The 20816-nt window shown below is 71.7% G+C and carries 17 protein-coding genes; 8 read left to right on the top strand and 9 right to left on the bottom strand.

The window, feature by feature from the left end:
* Positions 1–11: 11 nt before the first annotated feature.
* On the bottom strand, positions 12–1334 hold the full coding sequence (locus tag NQU54_RS01700) for an ABC transporter substrate-binding protein (RefSeq protein WP_079260010.1): 1323 nt from the start codon (positions 1332–1334) through the stop codon (positions 12–14).
* A gap of 184 nt (positions 1335–1518) precedes the next feature.
* Between NQU54_RS01700 and NQU54_RS01705 the strand changes: the two genes are divergently transcribed.
* On the top strand, positions 1519–2826 hold the full coding sequence (locus NQU54_RS01705; RefSeq protein ID WP_257629411.1) for an ROK family transcriptional regulator: 1308 nt from the start codon (positions 1519–1521) through the stop codon (positions 2824–2826).
* Between the two features lie 122 nt (positions 2827–2948).
* Here NQU54_RS01705 and NQU54_RS01710 read toward each other — a convergent pair whose 3' ends face one another.
* From NQU54_RS01710 to NQU54_RS01720, 3 genes are all read right to left on the bottom strand, one after another.
* Positions 2949–3989: a LacI family DNA-binding transcriptional regulator gene (locus tag NQU54_RS01710; RefSeq protein ID WP_069860498.1), complete on the bottom strand. Its 1041-nt coding sequence runs from the start codon at positions 3987–3989 to the stop codon at positions 2949–2951.
* 92 nt (positions 3990–4081) lie between these two features.
* Positions 4082–5830, bottom strand: coding sequence for a discoidin domain-containing protein (locus NQU54_RS01715; RefSeq protein WP_257629412.1), 1749 nt, complete (start codon positions 5828–5830; stop codon positions 4082–4084).
* 83 nt (positions 5831–5913) lie between these two features.
* Positions 5914–7005 (bottom strand): DUF1996 domain-containing protein, encoded by a 1092-nt coding sequence (locus NQU54_RS01720; protein WP_257629413.1) that lies wholly within the window; start codon positions 7003–7005, stop codon positions 5914–5916.
* A gap of 440 nt (positions 7006–7445) precedes the next feature.
* Here NQU54_RS01720 and NQU54_RS01725 point away from each other — a divergent pair, with 440 nt between their 5' ends.
* Entirely contained in the window at positions 7446–9251 is a 1806-nt protein-coding gene (locus NQU54_RS01725; RefSeq protein ID WP_257629414.1) for a pectate lyase-like domain-containing protein, read from the top strand.
* 81 nt (positions 9252–9332) lie between these two features.
* Positions 9333–9806, top strand: a complete 474-nt coding sequence (aroQ, locus tag NQU54_RS01730) for a type II 3-dehydroquinate dehydratase (RefSeq protein WP_069860494.1) — start codon at positions 9333–9335, stop codon at positions 9804–9806.
* 12 nt (positions 9807–9818) lie between these two features.
* Here the strand turns inward: aroQ and NQU54_RS01735 are convergent, their stop codons facing one another.
* Positions 9819–10604, bottom strand: coding sequence for a DeoR/GlpR family DNA-binding transcription regulator (locus NQU54_RS01735; RefSeq protein WP_257629415.1), 786 nt, complete (start codon positions 10602–10604; stop codon positions 9819–9821).
* Positions 10605–10729: 125 nt separating this feature from the next.
* Here NQU54_RS01735 and NQU54_RS01740 point away from each other — a divergent pair, with 125 nt between their 5' ends.
* The 4 genes from NQU54_RS01740 (at position 10730) to NQU54_RS01755 (ending at position 13971) form a co-directional block, all read left to right on the top strand.
* On the top strand, positions 10730–11641 hold the full coding sequence (locus NQU54_RS01740) for an SIS domain-containing protein (RefSeq protein ID WP_257629416.1): 912 nt from the start codon (positions 10730–10732) through the stop codon (positions 11639–11641).
* 43 nt (positions 11642–11684) lie between these two features.
* Positions 11685–12524, top strand: coding sequence for a class II fructose-bisphosphate aldolase (locus NQU54_RS01745; protein ID WP_257629417.1), 840 nt, complete (start codon positions 11685–11687; stop codon positions 12522–12524).
* A gap of 151 nt (positions 12525–12675) precedes the next feature.
* Complete coding sequence (locus tag NQU54_RS01750) at positions 12676–13377, top strand: glycoside hydrolase family 75 protein (protein WP_257629418.1); 702 nt, start codon at positions 12676–12678, stop codon at positions 13375–13377.
* 174 nt (positions 13378–13551) lie between these two features.
* A complete protein-coding gene (locus NQU54_RS01755) occupies positions 13552–13971 on the top strand; it encodes an STAS domain-containing protein (protein ID WP_257629419.1) in 420 nt (139 codons plus the stop codon).
* On the opposite strand, the gene NQU54_RS01760 is transcribed toward NQU54_RS01755, so the two are convergent.
* The 4 genes from NQU54_RS01760 to NQU54_RS01775 all read right to left on the bottom strand — a co-directional run bounded on the left by NQU54_RS01760 (position 13870) and on the right by NQU54_RS01775 (position 20151).
* Complete coding sequence (locus tag NQU54_RS01760; RefSeq protein WP_232639829.1) at positions 13870–14871, bottom strand: sigma-70 family RNA polymerase sigma factor; 1002 nt, start codon at positions 14869–14871, stop codon at positions 13870–13872. The genes NQU54_RS01755 and NQU54_RS01760 overlap by 102 nt on opposite strands.
* Positions 14872–14991: 120 nt before the next feature.
* Positions 14992–15231 (bottom strand): DUF6296 family protein, encoded by a 240-nt coding sequence (locus NQU54_RS01765; RefSeq protein WP_257629420.1) that lies wholly within the window; start codon positions 15229–15231, stop codon positions 14992–14994.
* Between the two features lie 92 nt (positions 15232–15323).
* Positions 15324–19838: a cation-translocating P-type ATPase gene (locus NQU54_RS01770; RefSeq protein ID WP_257629421.1), complete on the bottom strand. Its 4515-nt coding sequence runs from the start codon at positions 19836–19838 to the stop codon at positions 15324–15326.
* A gap of 79 nt (positions 19839–19917) precedes the next feature.
* Positions 19918–20151, bottom strand: a complete 234-nt coding sequence (locus NQU54_RS01775) for a hypothetical protein (RefSeq protein ID WP_257629422.1) — start codon at positions 20149–20151, stop codon at positions 19918–19920.
* Between NQU54_RS01775 and NQU54_RS01780 the strand changes: the two genes are divergently transcribed.
* The gene (locus NQU54_RS01780; protein WP_257629423.1) at positions 20150–20623 is read left to right on the top strand and encodes a hypothetical protein; all 474 of its coding nucleotides are present in this window, start codon (positions 20150–20152) and stop codon (positions 20621–20623) included. The genes NQU54_RS01775 and NQU54_RS01780 overlap by 2 nt on opposite strands.
* Positions 20624–20816 lie beyond the last annotated feature (193 nt).

Genomic DNA, 20816 nt, shown 5'->3' on the forward strand with positions numbered 1-20816 from the left:
GGTGTCCGCACTCACTTCGCCGGCATCTGCTGCTGGGCCTTCTCCAGCTTGGCCTTCACCGATTCGGTGGTCACCGGGCGTCCGGCGGCGGCGTCCGCGAACAGCTCCTTGACGGCCGTGCCGACGGACGTCTCGAACTGCGACTCGTCGGCCACCTGCGGCAGCGCCTCGGCGCTCTTGGCGAGGGTGTCCCGCAGGGCGGCCGTCGCCTGGGTGTTGAACGCGGAGTCGGACTGGGCGGCCTTGACCGGCGGGATGGAGCCGTACGCCTTGTTGAGGGTCTTCTGCTCGGCGTCGCTGGTCATGAACTTCACGAACTTCAGGGCACCGTCGTGGTTGTCGGTGTTCTTGAAGACGGCCAGGTTGATGCCGGCGACCATGGAGTTGACGGAGGTGCCGGTGCCGGGGGTGCCGGAGCGGACGGGCGCCGGGGCCACGCCCCACTCGTCGTCCTTCATGCCCAGTGAGGTGAGGGTGGCGGAGGCGGTCTGCCACAGGATCATCGCCGTCTTGCCCTTGGCGAAGTCGCTCAGGGACTGGTTCTGCGCGTACTCGGCGTTCCCCGGGGCGATGATCTTGTCCTTGGCCATCAGGTCGACGTAGTCCTTGATCGCGGTGACCGCGCCCTCGGAGGTGAAGTCGGGCTTGCCGTCCGCGGTGAAGAAGTCCGCGCCGTGCTGCTTGGCGAAGACGAAGACCTGGTGGATGTTCTCCGAGAGGTTGGCGCCCTCGGCGCCGAGGCCCCACTTGCCGCCCTTGGAGATCTTCTTGCCGTCGGCGACCAGTTCGTCCCAGGTGGCGGGCGGCTTGGAGATGCCCGCGTCGGCGAACATCTTCTTGTTGTAGTAGAGCGCGTACGCCATCGAGTACAGCGGCACCGCGGCCGGGTCCTCACCCTTCACACCGGTCGAGCCGAGGGCGGAGTCCACGAAGCGGTCCTTGCCGCCGATGGAGTCGAAGTTCTTGTCGTCCCACGGCAGCAGCGCGCCGGACGCCTGAAGGGAGGCGCTCCAGGTGTTGCCGATGTTCAGGACGTCGGGGCCCTGACCGGAGGTGGTGGCGGTGAGGATCCGGTTCAGCAGCTCCGACCAGGGAATGACCTCGAGCTTCACTCTGATCCCGGTCTGTTTCTCGAACTTGTCGAGTTCGGGCTTCAGGACCTTCTTGTCCACCGTGATGCTGGCGCCCTGGTTGGAGGCCCAGTAGGTGAGCGTCTTGGGCGAGTCGTTGGATCCGCCGCCGCCAGCCGTCGAGGAACCGCCTCCGCAGGCCGAGACGGCGAGGGCGAGTGACAAGGTGACGGCGCCTATGGCCGCGACTCGGATGCTGCGCATGGCTCCTGGTGTCCCTTCCGGGAGTGGTGAATGCCAAGAAGGGCCACGGGCGCGCCAACCGCGTTCAACTCCCGAAACCGCTCACGGCTTAATTTAGGACGTGAGTTAAACCTCAAGAGAAGGTCGCGTCAAGAGATCCGGCGGAGGTATCGCGCGGCGCGAAGCGGCGAGTTGAGGAGGCCAGGTGGCAGAGCAGAACGGCCGTACGGTGCGTGACCTGCGGCGGGAGAACCGGGCCGCCGTGCTGCGCCGGTTGTATTTCGACGGGCCGATGAGCCGCTTCTCGCTCGCCCCCGCGACCGGGTTGAGTTCAGGTTCCATCAGCAACGTGGTCGCCGAGCTCCTCGCCGAGGGTCTGGTGGAGGAGGCCGGAAGCGTCGACTCCGACGGTGGCCGCCCGCGCACCCTGCTGCGGATCACCCCGCACAGCGGCCATATGATCGGGGTCGATGTCGGCGAGACGCGGGTCCGCGTCGAGCTGTTCGATCTCTCACTCGCGGAGCGGGCCAGCGCCGACCGGCCACTGCCCACACGCGGGGACGGGCACCGGGACCGCTACGACAGCCGGCTGATCGCGGGCCATATCCGCGACGGTATCGCCGAGGTCCTGGACACGGCCGGACTCACCCCCGAGCGGATACTCGGCGTCGGCATCGGCGTGCCCGGCATCGTCGAACACTCCGAGGAGGACGGTGCGGTGGTGCACTGCCAGCCGATCGGCTGGGAGGCGGTTCCGCTGGAGCGGATGCTGCGCGGACCGGGCGATCTCCCCGAGGAGATTCCGTACTTCATCGAGAACGGCGCCAAGACGCTGGGGCAGGCCGAGATGTGGTTCGGCGCCGGGCGCGGTGCGCGCAACGCGGTGGTCGTGCTCTTCGGTTCGGGCGTCGGCGCCTGCGTCGTCTCCGAGGAGGTGGAGCGCGGCCGGGCGGTGGAATGGGGCCATCTCACGGTGCGGGTGCGGGGCCGCCGGTGCCGCTGCGGGGCGCTGGGCTGTCTGGAGGCGTACGCGGGCGCCGAAGCACTGCTGGAGCGCTGGCAGGAGGCGGGCGGGCAGCCGCCGTCCGACACCGACGAGGAGACCGCCCTGACGGCGATGCTGGCCGCCGCCTACCCCCCGGACGGGGCCGCCCCGGACCCGGTGGCGGCCGCCGTCCTGGCCGAGACCGCGGAGTACCTGGGCGCGGGGCTGTCCGACCTGATCAACCTCTTCCAGCCCGAGCGCATCCTCGTCGGCGGCTGGGCCGGTCTCCAGCTCGGCGCGCGCTTCCTGGACTCGGTGCGCCACCACGCGCTGTCCTACGCGCTGCCGTACCCCTCCGGACGCGTCGGCATCGACCTGGGCGCGCTGGGGCCGGACGCGGTGACGGTGGGCGCCGCGATTCTGCCGCTGGCCGCCTTCTTCGCACGCGGCGGGCGCCATCTGCCGCCCAGCCCCTCACCGGAGCCGTCCCCCGCATGGCGCACCACCCTGGGCACACGGCTGGCGTAGGGGCAGCGCATACGGTGAGCGCAGGAGCTACGTACACGGCCCGCGCGGGCGCTGCGTACACGGTCCGCGCGGGAGCCATGCACACGGCTGGCACAGCGGCTACGCACACGTCGGCACGGGGGCTACGCCGACTCCCGTACCACCAGCTCCGGTTCGAAGAGGACCGAGGCCGGCTCGTCGCGCAGGCCCCGGATGTGCTCGTCGAGCAGCCGGGCCATGGCCGCCGCCATGTCCTCCACCGGCTGGCGGACCGTGGTGAGCGGCGGGCGGCAGGTGGCGGCCACGCTGGAGTCGTCGAAGCCGACGACGGCGACATCGCCGGGCACCCTTCGGCCGCGCTCCCTCAGCACCTGGCAGACCCCCTGGGCCATCAGGTCGTTGGCGGCGAACACGCCCTCCAGATCGGGGTGTTCGGCGAGCAGTCCGGTCATCGCCGCCACCCCGCTGTCCAGGGTGAAGCCACCCTCGGCCACCGGCACATACGGATGGCCACCGCGGGCCATGGTGTCGCGGAACCCGGCGAGCCGCTCCTGGCTCGCCGCCACCGCCCACGGCCCCGACACGGTGGCCACCTTCCGGCACCCCCGGGCCAGCAGGCGCTCGGCCGCGAGGCGGCCACCGTCCCAGTGGGCCAGGTCCACATGGCTGAGCGCGACCGGCCGTACGGGCCGGGCGAACAGCACGGCGGGCAGTCCGGCATCGGCCAGCAGGGCGGGCAGCGGATCGTCGGGGTGGGTGGACACCACGAGCGCCCCGTCCGCGTTTCCCTGCCGCAGATACCTCAGTACTTCCCCTCTGGCCTCGGGGGACTCGGCGAACATCAGCACCGGGTGCGTCGCGCGCGGCCGCAGGAAACCCACCACACCACCGACCACCCGGCCGAAGAACGGATCGGCGAACACCCGCGCGGCGAAGGCGTTCTGCTCCTGCTCCGAGGTGTCCCCGGCCCCGGAGACGACGAGCGCCACGGTGCCCGTGCGGCGGGTCACCAGCGATCTGGCCGCCCGGTTGGGCGCGTATCCGGTCCTCTCGATCGCCAGGCGGACCAGGTCCTGGATGGCCGGATCCACATTGCGGACGCCGTTGACGACCCGGGACACGGTCGCCCGGGAGACACCGGCCTCCCGGGCGACATCCTCCAAGGTCGGGGCCTGTCGGTTCATGCCCGCACCCTAGTGGCAGCGCGCGCCGAGGGCATAGAGCGCTCTCCCGACCCCACCGGGGTGCGCATGGGCGTGCTCCGGCCGGCCATGGATCAGCGGTAGACGCCGAACTCGTAGAGCGAGTAGCCGTAGCCGGTGCCGCGCGCGGTGCCGTGGACACGGACGTAGCGTCCGGTGCCGGAGACGTCGAAGTCGTCGACACCGCCGTTGCCGTCGGTCACCTCGCGGACGGTGCGCCAGTTCTGGCCGTCGTCGGAGGTCTGGATGGTGTACGCCTTGGCGTAGGCGGCCTCCCAGACCAGCTGGACATGGGTGAAGGGGGTGGACGCGCCGAGGTCCACCTGGAGCCACTGCGGATCGCTCCAGTCGGCGGCCCAGCGGGTGTCCGCCTTGCCGTCCACGGCGTTGGCGGGGGTGCAGGGGCAGTCGCCGCTGCCCGTCTGGTACGAGGATGCGGTGGCCGTCTTGCCGAGGGCCACATTGGTGCCGTTCACGGCGGGCGGAACGACCCGTACCGAGCGGGTCTCGATGCCCACGTTGCCCTTGCCGTCGGTGGCCTTGACGTAGACCTTCCACACGCCGGGGCGGTCCGGCGCGGTGACCTTCAGCCGGCCGCCGCCGAGGTCGGTGGTGGGCAGCGGGATGAGGCCCTTGTCCTTGTCGAGGTACATCGTGCTGCCCAGCACCTGGTAGGAGATGGCGTCGCCGTCGGGGTCGGTGGCTTTGACCGTGAGGTTCAGATCACGGCCCGCCTCCACCTTGGCGGGGTCGCCGTCCACGGCCAGCGAGGAGATGACCGGCGGGGTGTTGTCGCGTGAGGTGTCCGCGCCGTACGCCTTCTTCACCGCGTAGTACGACAGCCGCTTCTGGCCCGCGGGCAGCAGATTGAACCAGACGCCGCCGAAGTCGTCCTCGATGCCGTAGTGGAACATCGTGGCGCCGAGCGCCACGCCCTTGTGGCCGGTGACGCAGTTCCACGCCTTTGTGTAGCCCTCGGCCTTGGCCTGGTCGGTGGGCTCCTGCGGCACCCCGTTGGCGTCGTCGGGGACTTCCCACTCCCCCGCCGGGCCGGTTTCGGTGACGATGTACGGCTTGGTGTAACCGCCCTGCTCCCAGGTGGCCTTGATATCGCAGACGGCGTTGTAGGAGTTGACGGCGTAGAGGTCGAGGTCCGGGGCGTTCTTCCGGTAGTACGGCCAGGCGCCGGTCCATGCGTCGGTGGAGGTGACCGGGTGGTCGGGGTCGACACCGTGGATCTTCTTGGCGATGTCGTTGACGAACGTGGTGTAGGCGTCGCGCTGCCGCTCCAGCTCATCGCCGCTGTAGCAGTTCTGGAGGCCGAGCACCGACTCGTTGCCGACGTTCCACATCAGCACGCCCGGGTGGTCCTTGTACGTGGCGACCCACTTGGGGAACTCGGCGAGCATCTGGTCCTTGTAGGCGGTGTCCGTCCGGTAGTTCACACAGCCGCCGCTGCCCGGACCGCCACCGGGCTGGAGCCAGAAACCGGCGATCACCTTGACGCCGTTGGCGGCGGCGGAGTCGAAGAGGGGTTTGCTGGTGGCGTCGGTGCCCCAGGTGCGGATGGTGTTGACGCCCATCGACTTCAGATCGGGCATATAGCGTCCGGCGTCCGCGATGGCGGGGCCCCAGGTCAGGCCCTTGATCTGATACGGCTGGCCATCCACGGTCAGCCGCCAGTCGCCCTGGGCGCCGGTCACCTTGACGACGCTTCCGGCGGCGTGTGCCTGCTGGCCGGGCAGCGCGAGGGCACCGGCGGCCAGCAGCCCGGCGGTGAGGGGCGCCGCGATACGGCGTGGAGCGGTACGGGTCCGGGTCATGGTGGTGTCTTTCGGTGTGTCGGGGGGGGTGGGGTGCGTACGGCCCGGCCGCCACGGTGTGCGCGGCGGCCGGGCCGTACGTGTCACGGCAGTTCGTAGTTCTCGTCGAGGGCCGCTCCGGCCTCGGGGTGGGTCTGGTCGTAGCCGCGGGCGTCGCACTGGAGCGCCCCGACGACGCAGTGATCGACGAGCGCCTTGAGCGTGGGCGCGTCCCAGGCGTTGAAGAAGTCGTAGTGGAACGACCAGCTGGGGCCGCTGGCCAGCCTCGCCTTGGAGAGGTCACCGTTGACCGGGAAGGCCATCTTGAACTCGATCATCGGCAGCGCGACCGGGTGGTCGGCCGGGCACACGTTGTTGTTGGTGCCGGGGTTGACCACGGGGTACGCCATATGGCTGCGGTGGTCGGGGGTGTCCAGGTACTTGCCGTCCCAGCAACTGGGCGCCTGGAAACGGATGTTGAGCTGGACCTCGGGCCGACTCGGGCAGTCCTTGGGGAACTCGATGTTGAAGAAGCTGTCGCCGCACTCCCAGCCCTCGACGAAGCCGGGGTGGTGGCGGAACTCCTCGGCGCTCTGCATCGGGTCGCCCACCACGAAGCGCAGACCCCTCGGGAACGGCCGCACACTGGTGTAGTCGGTCACGCCCGCCTTGTAGTAGATGGTCTGCGGGCCGATGGGCAGCACCGGCTTGTCGCCGCTTGACAGCGTGGGCATCCAGTAGCCCGACTTGTCCCCCGGCGCCTTGCAGGTGGTGCGGCCGGCCTCGAGGGAGGCCGTGGTGCTGGCCGCGTCGGTGGTGGTGTTGCCCATGAAGGTGTGGTCATGGGACGCGCCCGGCTGCTGCGGATACACGATGGGGTCGTCCGCCTTGGTGTGGCTCACCGAGCAGTTGGCCTGGAACTCGTGGAAGTAGCGGTGGGGCGGCTCCTTGGTGGACGGTGTGACGCCGGTGACCGGCGGATTCGCGGGGATGTAGCCGTCGCCGTCCGGGTCCTCGGCCGAGGAGGCGGACGACGCCGCCATGGTGTGCCCGGCGTGGGCCGCCGTGACACCGGCGCCCGCGGACTTCGCCGGGGGCGTTTCGGCGCTCATCGCGATACCACCGAGCCCGAGCGAGGTCAGCAGCAGCGCGCCTGTGATCAGAGTGGTTGAAACGATCTTCGATCTCCGTGCCATGGGGACTCCTGCCACATGGAGAGGGTGAAGGTGGCCAGGCGGCCGTGCACGGCGAGGATTCGCGGCGCCGTGGGTGCGGGCCGGGCCGCCCGCATGACGGACCGTCAAAGGCCCGTGACAACAATTGGAGAGCGCTCTCCAAGATGGGAGTGTCCGGGCGGGGACGTGAAGGTGTCAAGGCACCGAACGGAAAGGATCAGACGCCGACTCCCCTAACCTCTTGAACACAACGACCTTGGACGCACGGCCCCGCGAATCTCCCCCAAGTGCGCCCGAACCACCGGATTTACCAGGTCAATTGGCGCTCAAAAGGCAACAAGATGTAAGGACTGCGGTCACAACTCTTGACGAGTCATTCACATGGCTGAAGCATGCGACGGCAAGAGAGCGCTCCCTCACCCCCCATCCCGTTCATTTACTGAACCAGGAGAGACGCCCCCATGACACCTTCCCCCACGCCCTCCTCCTCCGGCCGCTCCGCGGTCGGCCGCAGGGCGGTACTCGGCGCCGCGGCGGCCGTCGCATCGGCCCCCGCCCTCGCCGGGCTGTCCACTCCCGCCTCCGCCGCGCCCGCGGGCCGGAGCAAGAGCCCGCGGGCCCTGCCGGGCGGCGGCGACCTCGGCCCGAATGTCATTGTCTTCGACCCGTCCACGGCCGGTATCCAGGCCAAGCTGGACGAGGTGTTCAAGAAGCAGGAGTCGGCGCAGTTCGGCACCGGGCGCTACGCCCTGCTGTTCAAGCCCGGCAGCTATAGCGGGCTCAACGCCCAGATCGGCTTCTACACCTCCATCGCCGGGCTGGGGCTGTCCCCCGATGACACCACCATCAACGGCGACATCACGGTGGACGCCGGGTGGTTCAACGGCAATGCCACCCAGAACTTCTGGCGTTCGGCGGAGAACCTCGCGGTCGTACCGGTCAACGGCACCAACCGCTGGGCGGTGGCGCAGGCGGCGCCCTTCCGGCGGATGCATGTGCGCGGCGGGCTGAACCTCGCCCCCAACGGCTACGGCTGGGCGAGCGGCGGTTACATCGCGGACAGCCGTATCGACGGCGAGGTCGGGCCGTACTCCCAGCAGCAGTGGTACACCCGCGACAGCGCGATCGGCAGCTGGCTCAACGGCGTGTGGAACATGGTGTTCTCGGGTGTGGAGGGCGCGCCAGGCCAGAGCTTCCCCAACCCGCCGTACACCACGCTGAACAACACCCCCATCTCCCGGGAGAAGCCCTTCCTGTACCTCAACGGGAACGAGTACCGGGTCTTCCTGCCCGAGAAGCGGACCAATGCCCGCGGCGTCACCTGGGGCAACGGCACCCCCAGAGGCACCTCGCTGCCGCTGTCGCAGTTCTACGTGGCCAAGCCCGGTGTCACCGCGGCCACCCTCAACGAGGCGCTCACCCAGGGGCTCCATCTGCTGTTCACCCCGGGCATCTACCACCTCGACCGGACGATCCAGGTGAACCGGGCGAACACCGTCGTCTTCGGGCTCGGCTACGCCACCCTCATCCCCGACAACGGCGTCACCGCGATGAAGGTGGCCGATGTGGACGGGGTGCGGCTGGCCGGTTTCCTCATCGACGCCGGGCCGGTCAACTCCGCCACCCTGCTGGAGGTCGGTCCGCAGGGCGCCTCCGCCGACCACTCGGCCAACCCCACCACCGTCCAGGACGTGTTCATCCGCATCGGTGGCGCGGGCCCCGGCAAGGCCACCACCTGCATGGTCATCAACAGCCGTCACACCATCGTGGACCACACCTGGGTCTGGCGGGCCGACCACGGTGACGGAGTCGGCTGGGAGACCAACCGCTCCGACTACGGGGTCCGGGTCAACGGCGACGATGTGCTCGCCACGGGTCTCTTCGTGGAGCACTTCAACAAGTACGACGTGGAGTGGTACGGGCAGCGCGGCCGCACCATCTTCTTCCAGAACGAGAAGGCGTACGACGCCCCGAACCAGGCGGCCATCCAGAACGGCTCCATCAAGGGCTACGCGGCCTACAAGGTGGCGGACTCGGTGACCACGCACGAGGGATGGGGGCTCGGCAGCTACTGCTACTACAACGTCGACCCGAGCATCGTGCAGCACCACGGCTTCGCCGCCCCGAACAACTCGGGGGTGAAGTTCCACAATCTGCTGGTCGTCTCGCTCGGCGGCCAGGGCCAGTACGAGCGCGTCATCAATGACACCGGATCTCCCACCTCGGGCACCTCCACCGTGCCGTCCACCGTGGTGTCATATCCCTGATCTACGATGCCTCGCGGGAGTCGGTGCCCCCGGTGAACCGCCCCCTCGAAGAGCCGAACGCCCAGGAAGGACCACCACGCCATGGCGACCACCCCCGTGCGCGACCGTTCCACGATCATGGTGCTCAATGGACCGAACCTGAACCTCCTGGGCCGCCGGCAACCCGAGATCTACGGCACCGACACCCTGGCCGACATCGAGAAGCTGGTCGCCGAGACGGCCGCGCCGCACGGTCTGACGACCGACTGCCGGCAGAGCAATCACGAGGGGCAGCTGATCGACTGGATCCATGAGGCCCGGGAGCGCCACGCGGCGATCATCATCAACCCCGCGGGCTACTCGCACACCTCCGTCGCCCTGCGCGACGCCCTGGCGATCTGCGACGGTCTGCCGATCATGGAGGTGCATATCTCCAACATCCACCAGCGGGAGACGTTCCGGCACCACTCCTATGTCTCCGCGCTGGCCAACGGGGTGATCGCCGGATGCGGTGTCCAGGGCTACGCCTTCGCCGTCGAGCGGGTGGCCGCCCTGCTGGCCGCCGCCAAGGCGTGAGCGCGCCAGACCTCAGGCCCTGATCACGCGGACACCGGCCTCGGTGTACGGAGCGACCAGCTCCCCATCGGCGCCGGTGTCCGTGATCAGCACATCGATCTCGTCCAGCGCGCAGATCCGGGCGAACGCCCGGCGGCCCAGCTTGGAGCTGTCGGCCACGACCACCACCCGGGCGGCCCGGCCCGCCATCAGATGGTTGATGCTGGCCTCCCCCTCATGGTGGGCGGTCGCGCCCTGGACCGCGTCCACCGCGTCCACGCCGAGGATCGCCAGATCCAGCGACACCTGGGCCAGCACCCCGGTGGCCAGCGGCCCCATCAGCTCGAAGGACTGCGGCCGGGCCACCCCGCCGGTGAGCACGATCTTCACCTGGGGGCGCACCGCCAGCTCACTGGCGATGTTCAGGGCGTTGGTGACGATCGTGACGGCCGGGCCGCCGCCCGTGGTGGACAGATCCCCGCGCGTGGAGATCGCGCGGGCGACCTCGGTGGTGGTCGTTCCGCCGTTGAGGCCCACGATCGAGCCCGGTTCGGCCATCCGGGCCGCGGCGGCCGCGATCCGCTGCTTCTCCGAGGCGCGCCGGGCCGTCTTGTAGCGCAGCGGAAGGTCGTACGAGAGGTTGTGCGCGACCGCGCCGCCCCGGGTACGGGTGAGCATCTGCTGCTGAGCGAGTTCATCCAGGTCGCGCCGGATGGTCGCGGCGGACACCGCCAGCTCGGCGGCCGCCTCCTCGACATCGATCCTGCCGTCCCTGGTCAGCAGATCCAGCAGGGCGTTCCAGCGCTCGGGCCGTTTCACGTCGATCACCCTACCCCGCGCACACATCGGCTCTGGACTTCCGTGCGTGATTCTGCGCATTATCGGCTCGTACGAAACAACTCCGAGCATTCGAGCTGTCGGGGTCATCCGACGAGGGGAGTCCCATGAGCCACACCGAGGCCGAGATAGCGAGCCAGCCCGACTGCTGGCGGCGTGCCATCGCCCTGGCCCGGGATCCGGAGGGGCCCGTAGCGGCGGCGCTGCCCGGGGCGGGTGAGCGGGTCGCCGTCGTCGGCTGCGGCACCTCCTGGTTCATCGCCCAGTCGTACGCGGCGCTGCGCGAGGCGGCGGGCCACGGCGAGACGGACGCGTTCGCGGCGTCGGAGATGCCGGCCGGCCGCGCCTACGACCGGGTGCTCGCGCTGTCCAGGTCCGGCACCACGACCGAGGTGCTGGAGCTGCTGGGCGCGGCGCGCGGCCGGGTGCCCACCACCGTCGTCACGGCGGTCCCCGACTCCCCGGTCGTGGACGCGGCGGACGCCGCGGTCGTGCTCGACTTCGCCGATGAGCGTTCGGTGGTGCAGACCCGCTGGGCCACCAGCGAACTCGCCCTGCTCCGCGCCCACTTGGGCGCGCCACTGGAGCATCTGGAGGCGGATGGCCGGGCGGCGCTGGCCGAGCCGCTGCCCGGGGAACTCGTGGCGGCCGGGCAGTTCACCTTCCTCGGACGGGGCTGGACCTACGGGGTCGCCCAGGAGGCCGCGCTCAAGATGCGCGAGGCGGCGGGGGCGTGGACCGAGGCGTATCCGGCCAAGGAGTACCGGCATGGCCCGATCAGCGTGACCGGCCCGCGCAGCGCGGTGTGGTGGCTGGGCGAGGGGGTGTCGGACGTGGCGGAGGAGGAGATCACCCGCACCGGTGGCCGGGTCGCCGGCTACGGCCGGGATCCGCTCGCGGAGCTGGTGGTGGTGCAGCGGCTCGCGGTGGCGATCGCGGCGGAGCGCGGGCTGGACCCCGACGAGCCGCGCCATCTCACCCGCTCGGTGATCCTCGGCGGAACGGGGACGGGCGCATGACGGATACGGCCGGAGCACGGGAACGGGTGGAAGGAGCCGGTTGATGCCACTGGTGGCCACCGGGGAGATCGTCGGGACGGCCGCGCGGGCCGGGCTCGGCGCGGGTGCGTTCAATGTCATCCAGATCGAGCACGCCCAGGCGATCGTGGCCGGGGCGGAGGCGGCGGGCGCGCCGGTGATCCTCCAGATCAGCGAGAACGCGGTGCGGTATCACGGCGCCCTGGCCGCCATCGGGCGGGCGACCGTGGAGGTGGCCCGCGCGGCGCGGGTGCCGGTGGCCGTGCATCTGGACCACGCCACCGGGCCGGAGCTGGTGCGGGAGGCGGTGGATCTCGGCTTCGGCTCGGTGATGTTCGACGCCTCGGCCCTGGACTACGACGGCAATGTGGCGGCGACGGCCGGGGTGACGGCCGACTGCCATGCCCACGGGGTGTGGGTGGAGGCCGAGTTGGGCGAGGTGGGCGGCAAGGACGGCGTCCACGCACCGGGGGCCAGGACCGACCCGGCCGAGGCCGCCGCCTATGTGGCGGCCACGGGTGTGGACGCCCTCGCGGTCGCGGTGGGCACCTCGCACGCCATGGTCGTCAAGGCCGCGGTGGTGGATCTGTCGCTGGTGGCGGCGTTGCGCACGGCCGTGCCCGTACCGCTGGTGCTGCACGGCTCCTCCGGTGTGCCCGAGGCCGATCTGACCCGGGCGGTGGGGGCGGGTCTGACGAAGGTGAACATCGCCACCCATCTGAACGTGGCCTACACCCGGGCGATCCGCGACCATCTCACCGCCGATCCCGATGTGGTCGACCCCCGACGGTATGTCGCGGCCGCGCGTGACGCGGTGGCGCGCGAGGTGACCCGGCTGCTGAAGCTGGTCCGGGCCACGCGCTGAGAGCGCTTGCCGGAAGTTGTTCCCAACGCAGTCGATTCACGCGGTAATGAGCATCGGGATTCCGCGGGCCGGGCGTATTGACATGAGCTTATCAACTCGTCCAGGATGCCCCCGACGAGGTTAGGAAAGGTTCCTAACAAAGGGGTGTCCTATGCGCAAGCGTTTAGCTTTCGTGCTCGCCGCGACCGGTCTGCTGGCCGGGTCCGTCACCGCCGGCGCCCACGCCAACACCCGGGGCCCCGCACCGGCCCCCGCGTCCGCCAAGGAGGGCACGGTCACCGCGGCGCAGCTGCTCGCCAAGGTGCAGGGCTGTTCACAGATATCCAGTGGCAAGTACCGCACCGACGAGGAGACTTCGGCGACCATCCCGGTCTGCGGCGCCAATGGGGCGGTCTTCTGGAAAGCCGACATGGACATCGACTGCGACGGCCAGGTGACCTCCCGGTGCAACGGGGACACCGACCCGTGGTTCCAGGACGACACCGCCTTCCACCAGTCGGACGGCAAGCCCCTGATCGCCGACAAGCTGCCGTATGTCGTGGTGCCGAGCCCCAGCTCCACCTGGGACTACCGCCAGGCCGGTATCAAGGGCGGCGGTGTGGTCGCGGTCATCTACAACAACAAGGTCGAGTACGCGGTGGTGGGCGACACCGGGCCGACGGCGATCATCGGTGAGGCGTCCTACGCCACGGCCGGCGCGCTCGGCATCGACCCCGACCCGGAGACCGGCGGCACCGAATCGGGGGTGACGTACATCCTCTTCAAGAACTCCTCCGTCTCCCCCATCGAGAACCACGACAAGGCCGTGTCGGTCGGCGACGGGCTGGCGAAGCAGTTCGTCCAGAGCAACTGACCCCGCCGCCATCGGCGGCGACCGCACTGGGGTGCACGGCCGTCGGCGGCCGTGCACCCCAGTCGTCGTGCAGCCGAGCGGCGGCTTCCCCCGGGCGCGGCCGGAGGGTGGAGCCGATGACTTTTCCCCGGCCGGGCGGTCTTCATCGGTGAACGCCACGACAGGAGGTGGACGTTGGCCGGTCCCGAGCCCGAGAACCCGCCCACGCTGTCCCCGGCCGTGCTGGTCCTGGACCAGCCGGTCACCCGCGCCGAGGTGGAGCGGCTGTGCGAACGGCTGAGCGCGCTGGCGCGCCGGGCCGGTCCAGGGCCGGTCACCGTGGATGTGGGCGGGGTGGGCCGGCCGGACCTGGCCGTGGTCGAGGCCCTGGCCCGGCTGCGGCTGACCGCCGGCCGGCTGGGGTGCCGGATCCAGCTCCGCAACGCCCGCGGCGAGCTGCGGCGGCTGCTCGCCTGGACGGGGCTGGACGAGGCCCTGTCCGCCCCCGCCGCGTTAGGCGGCGTCCTCGGGCCCGAGCGAGGCGGGGAGGCCGAACAGCGGGAAGAGGCGCTCGGTGTCGAGGAAGGAGTTGAGCCCGGTGATCCGGCCCCCTGATATCTCCAGGACCTGGAGCGCCCAGGGCTCATGGCGGCCGTCGGCGCCGCCCGGACGGTACTGGCCGAAGGCGGGCATGCCGTTGGCCACCGTGGGGACCAGACGTGAGCCGCGGCAGCCGATGCCATGGCCCAGCAGCCACTGGCGGATGTCCTCGTGGCCGCGCAGCCACAGCTCGTACGGCGGCATGGAGAGCGTGGCGTCCTCGTGCAGCAGGGCGGTGAGGGAGTCCAGGTCATAGCGCTCGAAGGCGTCCACATAGCGGGCCAGCAGCGCGCGCTGCTCCTCGTCAAGCGGCTTGACCGGGTCGGTGTCGCTGATCTCGCTCGCGGCGAGGGTGGCCCGGGCGCGCTGCAAGGCGCTGTTGACGGACGCGACGGTGGTGCCCAGCAGCTCGGCGACCTCGCTCGCCTTCCACGCCAGCACCTCGCGCAGGATCAGCACCGCCCGCTGGCGGGGCGCGAGATGCTGGAGCGCGGCGATGAACGCGAGCCGCACCGCGTCCCGCTGGGCGGCCACCTCGGCGGGGTCTCCCCCGTCGGGCAGCACCTGGCCGTCCGGGACCGGCCCGATCCAGGTGGCCTCCGGCTGCTCGGCGAGCGCCGCCGGGAACGGGGTGGCCGCGGAGGTCAGGTCCATGGGGCGGGCCCGCCGCTTGCTCCCGTTGAGCATGTCCAGGCACACATTGGTGGCGATGCGGTAGAGCCATGACCGCAGCGCGGACCGGCCCTCGAAGCGGTCCAGCCCCCGCCAGGCGCGCACCATCGTCTCCTGAACGGCGTCCTCGGCCTCGAAGGCCGAGCCCAGCATCCGATAGCAGTAACCGGTCAGCTGCGTGCGGTACGGCTCCAGCTGGAGCTCCACACCGGTCGCGCCGTCCACCGCCGCCACATCACTCATCGCCGCACCTCATCGCTTCATCGCTCTTCGGACTCCCATGGCCGCCAAACTAGCGGGCACCACTGACAACGGCGCCGACCTGCGGAAACGACAGACGGCTCGGGGCACAGGACGGATGCCTCAGGGCATCGGTCGGGCACTGACCGCGGCGGCGTGCACCTGATGCCCGCCGCTGGCGATCATCCGCACCTCGGCACGGTCGCTGATCTCGGCCCGCACGATGCCGGTGTCGTCCACGTACACGGGGTGCCCGCCCGCACCACTGGTGTCCGTACGGTGCACCACCACCACGTCCTCGGCCCCCGGGTCCGGGGCGGTCGTATCCACGAAGACCAGCTCATACCGCTCTCGGCTCCGCATCACGCCCTCCTCTGCACCGCCCCGCCCCCGCCATCCCAAACCGGGACAATCAACACTATCGCTCAGGCCGGGCGGCGCAAGAGGTTCGGGGCTCACCGCGATGCGGCGGGGACCTCCGCCCCGTCGGCGGCGTCCACGCCCTCCGCCGCCTCCGTCACGAGGGGGGCCTGCTCCAGGTGCAGCAGCGGCGCCAGGACGGGGCCGAACAGGGTGGCCACCGCGATCGACCCCAGGGTCAGGCCCCAGGCCACCGGCCCGAGCGGGGTGCAGTCGAAGAAGTGGCTGACGCCCGGGGTCTGGATGATGGCGGCGAGCACCGCGGCGGAGCCCAGTCCCGCGATCAGGACGTGCGGGTCCAGGCCGCCCGTGGTCAGGGTCTGCGCCAGCTGGGTGCCGACCAGGGCCGCGAGCGCCACCGTACTGGCCCGGCGGCCCCTGCCGGTGAGCCGGGCGCCGGTCCACGCCAGTCCGGCCCCGGCGGCGGTGATGACGCCCCGCAGCAGCATCTCCTTGGTCAGCGCCACTCCCAGCGAGCGGCTGGGGCCCTCCTTGAGCAGCCGTTCGCCGGTGTGCCCGGTCGGCTCGCGCACCGCGATGGCGAGCGCGGGCGCGAGGTCGGTCAGCAGGTTGACCAGCATGATCTGACGGGCGCTCAGCGGGGTGGAGCCGGTCAGGGCGGAGGTGGCCACGCTGAAGGTGACCTCGCCGAAGTTGCCGCCGATGAGGATGGCGAGGGCCGCCCGGACCGAGGCCCACATGGCGCGCCCCTCCATGAGGGCCGAGACGATGGTCTCCAGGCGGTCGTCGGTGACGACCAGGTCCGCCGCGGCGGTCGCGGCGGGGGTGCCGCGCCGCCCCAGGGCGATCCCGACGTCCGCGAGCCGGATCGCGGGGGCGTCGTTGGCGCCGTCCCCGGTCATCGCCACCACCCGGCCGAGGCGCTGGTACGCCTGGACGATGCGGACCTTGTGGTGCGGGCTGCACCGGGCGATCACGTCCACCGTCGGCAGCAGCTCGTCCAGCCGCTCGTCGTCCATCTCGTCCAGCTCAGGACCGGTGGACACCTTCGGCTCGGGGACGTCCAGGATGGGGGCCGCGATGGCGTCCGCGGTGGCGGGGTGGTCGCCGGTGAGCATCACGGTCTGCACACCCGACTCGCGCAGCCGCGCGAGGGCCGGGGCGGCACTGGTGCGGACGGGGTCGGCGATGGCGATGAAGCCGAGGAAGTCCAGGTCCCGCACGGTGTCGTCGGTCAGCTCCTCGCCCTCCCGCATCCGGCGCTCGGCCACCGCCAGCACCCGCCGCCCCGCACCGGCCAGCTCCTCCGCGGCGTCGGCCAGCTTCTCGATGTCCCGCGCGTCCAGTTCGGTGGCCTCTCCGGTGCCCGGTGCGCGCCGCCGGGCGACCCGCTCCAGGACGCCCTCGGGCGCCCCCTTGACGCTGAGCAGCGCGCCGTGTGTGGTGCGCCCGGCGGTGGCGTGGTAGGCGCGGGAGGGTTCGAAGGGCAGCGAGTCGGTGCGGCGCCAGCGGGGCGCTCCGCGCCGCACCCCGACCCCGGCCCGGCGCGCCCCCACGCTCACCGCGCGGTCGGTCTGGTGCGCCATGGGCTCGGCCTGGCGGGCCGGCGGGGTCGCGCGCAGCGCGGCGGCGAGCACCGCCTTACGGGGCGCGTCGAGCCGGTCGGCGGGGAGCGGGCCGCCGCTGTCGCTGACGGCCGCGAGTTCGAGGTTGCCCTCGGTGAGGGTGCCGGTCTTGTCGAAGCACAGCACATCGGCACGGCCGAGCGCCTCGATGGTGCGGGGGTTGCGGACCAGGGCGCCGAGGTCGGCCAGTCGGCGGGCGGCGGCGAGCTGGGCCGCGTTGACCAGGAACGGAAGCCCTTCGGGGACGGAGGCGACGGCGAGGTTGACGGCGGAGGCGAGGTTCTCGGTGGGCGGGAGGCCGTGCAGCAGTCCGGCACCGGCGACCGCCGCGGCGGATCCGAGGGCGATGGGCACGCTGGCCCGGGTGAGCGAGGTCAGCCGCGCCTCGACACCGGTGACGGGGGCGGCCTGGCGGGCGGTGGCCAGGCTGCGGCCGACCTCGGTGGCCGGTCCGGTGGCCACGACGACGGCCACGGCCCGCCCCGCGCTGATTGTGGTGCCCTCGTAGAGCATCGAGCGGCGCTGGGTGATGTGGGCGGCGACGACCGGCACCGGAGACTTGTTCACGGGGAGGGATTCGCCGGTCAGCGAGGACTCGTCGACCTCGAGCCCTTCGGCCTCCAGCACCCGGCAGTCGGCGGGCACCACGTCCTCGGGGCCCAGTACGACGATGTCGCCGGGGACCAGGTCCCCGGCGGTCACCAGGCGTTCCGTACCACTTCTGCGGACCCGGGCGCCGATCGCCGACCGGGCGAACAGCTCCGAAAGCGCCCGCTCGGTCCTGACCCGCTGGAAGCCGCCGACGAGGGCGGAGATGCCGGTGATGGTGGCCACGAGCGCGGCGTCGGTGCGCGAGCCCACGGCGGCGGCCAGGGCGGCCCCGGCGGCGAGGACCGGGGTCAGGGGGTTGGCCAGCTCCTCGATGAACGCGGCGGGCAGGCTGGTGCCGGTGGGCTCGCCCCGGCGCGGCCCCTGCCCGGTGCGGGCGGCGGCCTCCTCCGTGGTCAGGCCGTCATGCCCGGTCCGCAGCCGCTCCAGCACCCGGGGGACGGGCATCAGATACCAGGGGGTGGTGGTCACCGGCGGGTCCATGGGGCGGGCGAGGAGCTGGCGCGCCCGCCAGTTGCCCAGGGCGAAGGCCAGGGTCCCCGCGCTGGTGCTGGACGCCGCGGCGCGCGCGGTGGCCTGGTTCGGGACCGCCTGGAGGGCGGCCACGGCGCCGATGGCGCTGCCGCCGGAGGACAGCAGGGCGCTCTCCCGGTCGACCCGTGCGGCCACGCCGACGGCGTCCACGATGAGCCCGGCCGACTCCAGGTCGGCGCCGACGAGCAGATGGGCGCCCCAGGCGGGGGGCTCGCCCTCGCGGTGCACCCCGATGCCGCAGTCGGCGGCGCCCAGGGCCCGGCGGTTGCCGGAGAGCAGCAGCACCACGGCGCCATCGGCCTGGAGGGAGCGTACGGAGGCCACGAGACGGCCGCCGGAGGGCACCACCGCGTCGGCGAAGGTGATGTCCGTGGGCTGCTGCCGGTCGGTGGCCAGGACGATGCGGGCTCCGGCCCGGCGGGCGGCGGCCGCCACGGCCTCGGCGCCCGGCACGGTCTGCGGGGCGAGGCCCACCACCGCCTGGAGCGTGCGCCCCCGGGCCAGGCCGAGTACGCGCTCGCTGCCTCGGCGGCGGAGCCTGGCCGCGGTCTGCCGCCCGGTGCGGCCGGTCAGCTCCAGCCGGTCCAGGGGGCCGAGCACCCATCCGCTGTCGCGGCGGGTCTCCAGGGGTTCGTCGGGGTCGAAGAGGCCGAAGAGCCGCTCGGCGGTGCGCTCGGGGTCGGCGCCGCCGAGGAGCTCCAGGTCGATGGGCTCGTAGCGGTCGCCGCGCAGCGCCGCCTCGTCCAGCAGCACGGTGTCGACCTGGCCCAGCCGCCGCAGACAGCTGCGGTCCATGGCCAGCACGCCGCGCAGCGCCAGGAACCGGCCGAGGCTGGTCGCGAACCCCTCCCGGCCGGCCCCCGGCGCCTTGGGCACGGACGAGAACCCGACGGCGAACCCGCGGCGCGGCCCGGCGAAGGGGGCGGCGAGGACACCGGCCACGGCCCCGGCGGCTATGGAGCGCTCCGCGAAGCGCTCCACGGTGTCCTTGGGGGACGGCCCCGGCCGCTCGACCACGATGGGCTCGGCCACCACGTCCTGGGGGCCGTGCACCAGGTGCGGCTCCATCGTGGCCCAGGCCCGGCCCTCCGCCTCCGCCTCCCGCCACAGGGCCATCCGCTGGATGAGGTCGAGCGCGAGCCCGCCGCCCCGGGTGGCCACGCCCTGGGTCAGGGCGGTCAGCACCGGCAGTGCCGCCTCGGTGGGCTCCCCGCGGGTGATGGCCAGGACCAGCCGCCGCAGACGGGGGTGGCCCTGGATGATCGACATGGCCGCCGCCACCTCGGTCGGCAGCTTGAGCCAGGGGGTCAGGCGCAGGGCGGTGGCCACGCTCAGCCCCACGACGTCCGCCGCCACGACGGCCAGCGACTGGGCCTCCTTGGGGCCGCCGGAGGGGTGGCGCGGCTCCGGTGCCCACTCGTCGAACTCCTCGGTGGGCGCGACGGGCGCCTGGACCTCCGCGCGCTCGATCCGGGCGATCAGGTTCTGCTCGGACGGAGGCGGCTTGTCCACGGCCACCACGACGCGCTCGGAGGGGGCGTTCACCCGTGCCCACCGCACCCGCGGATGGTCTTCGAGGGCCCGTTCCACTCGGCGGGCCACCAGCTCGCCCCCGATCCCGTGCACCCCGCGGACCTCGATGTAGTAACGCCCCGGATAGGACCAGACCCCCCGCTGGGAGGGCCGGACCAGCCGCCCGACGGCTCCGGCGGCGTCCCGCATACCCGCGGCCACACCGCCCTTCAGGGGTGCGAGCAGCAGTGCCGGCGGCATGGGCAGGCGCAGTGCCGCCAGCGAGGACAGCGAGGACAGCGGTGACATCGAGGGAACCTCCGCTCCCCGGGCAGCCTGCCCGGTTCATCCCTATTACCCTGAAAAGGGAAGAAGATTCAATTCGCCATCACCGTGTGGACGTGAGACCAGTGACCACTCCCGCTACTTCACGCAAGCGCAGTTCCTCGACAGCCGCGAAGAAGACGGCACCGGCACGCGGCGGCACGTCGACGAAGGCCCGGACCGCGGCGGCTCCGTCGGCCGCGTCGAAGACCTCACAGGCGAAGCGGCCGACGAGGGCCGGCAGGCCGTCCAAGACCACGCAGCGGCAGCGGACGGCGAAGGCCGCCAAGGGCCCCATGGAGATATCGTCCGCCGACGGCAGGCGCAGCCTGACCGTCACCGTGCCCACGTTCGACACCGTGGGCCACGCCACCAAGGAGACACTCGACACCGTCGGCCACGCCACGAAGGAAACCCTCGACACCGTGGGCCACGCCACCAAGGAGACCCTCGACACGGTCGGCCAGGCCACCGGCCGCGCGACCGGCGGGGCCGCGAAGGTGGCGATGAAGCCGATCGAGATGGCCCGCCGGGTGCTGCCCGCCAAGGGCGGACTCCCCCTGTACGTGGGGCTCGGCGCGCTGGGTGCCGCGGAGGTCATCGAATGGCCGGTGGCGCTCGGCATCGGGGTCGGCTACGCGGTGCTGCGCAAAGGCGGCATGATGGCCCAGCCCGAGAAGGGCACCGAGGGCCGCACCGCCGGACGGGCCAAGAGCGGCCGCTCCGGAGGCCGTTCCCAGACACGCGGATCCGCCAAGGCCGCGACGTAACGCTACGACCAGCGGCTCCGCATCAGGTCGATTCCGTCCGCAAAGCGGGCAGAAATCGGGCACGACTCTGCTGGAAACGGGCACCCCACAGTCACTGTAGCGTTGGTATACACCAGGAAGCGGGCCTAACACCCGTCACTGAAATCCCCCTGGGGTCCGGCGCATTGCTTGGCCGCGGTGTCGTCGACCCTCC

It is taken from the genome of Streptomyces malaysiensis subsp. samsunensis (genome assembly GCF_024519315.1).
GTDB classification, from domain to species: Bacteria; Actinomycetota; Actinomycetes; order Streptomycetales; family Streptomycetaceae; genus Streptomyces; species Streptomyces malaysiensis.

Bases quoted from the DNA above. Each gene is read 5' to 3' on its own strand.
- NQU54_RS01700 (WP_079260010.1), bottom strand. From the start codon at position 1,334: ATGCGCAGCATCCGAGTCGCGGCCATAGGCGCCGTCACCTTGTCACTC.
- NQU54_RS01710 (WP_069860498.1), bottom strand. From the start codon at position 3,989: ATGAACCGACAGGCCCCGACCTTGGAGGATGTCGCCCGGGAGGCCGGT.
- NQU54_RS01715 (WP_257629412.1), bottom strand. From the start codon at position 5,830: ATGACCCGGACCCGTACCGCTCCACGCCGTATCGCGGCGCCCCTCACC.
- NQU54_RS01720 (WP_257629413.1), bottom strand. From the start codon at position 7,005: ATGGCACGGAGATCGAAGATCGTTTCAACCACTCTGATCACAGGCGCG.
- NQU54_RS01725 (WP_257629414.1), top strand. From the start codon at position 7,446: ATGACACCTTCCCCCACGCCCTCCTCCTCCGGCCGCTCCGCGGTCGGC.
- aroQ (WP_069860494.1), top strand. From the start codon at position 9,333: ATGGCGACCACCCCCGTGCGCGACCGTTCCACGATCATGGTGCTCAAT.
- NQU54_RS01740 (WP_257629416.1), top strand. From the start codon at position 10,730: ATGAGCCACACCGAGGCCGAGATAGCGAGCCAGCCCGACTGCTGGCGG.
- NQU54_RS01745 (WP_257629417.1), top strand. From the start codon at position 11,685: ATGCCACTGGTGGCCACCGGGGAGATCGTCGGGACGGCCGCGCGGGCC.
- NQU54_RS01750 (WP_257629418.1), top strand. From the start codon at position 12,676: ATGCGCAAGCGTTTAGCTTTCGTGCTCGCCGCGACCGGTCTGCTGGCC.
- NQU54_RS01760 (WP_232639829.1), bottom strand. From the start codon at position 14,871: ATGAGTGATGTGGCGGCGGTGGACGGCGCGACCGGTGTGGAGCTCCAG.
- NQU54_RS01765 (WP_257629420.1), bottom strand. From the start codon at position 15,231: ATGCGGAGCCGAGAGCGGTATGAGCTGGTCTTCGTGGATACGACCGCC.
- NQU54_RS01770 (WP_257629421.1), bottom strand. From the start codon at position 19,838: ATGTCACCGCTGTCCTCGCTGTCCTCGCTGGCGGCACTGCGCCTGCCC.
- NQU54_RS01780 (WP_257629423.1), top strand. From the start codon at position 20,150: ATGGAGATATCGTCCGCCGACGGCAGGCGCAGCCTGACCGTCACCGTG.
- NQU54_RS01775 (WP_257629422.1), bottom strand. From the start codon at position 20,151: ATGGGGCCCTTGGCGGCCTTCGCCGTCCGCTGCCGCTGCGTGGTCTTG.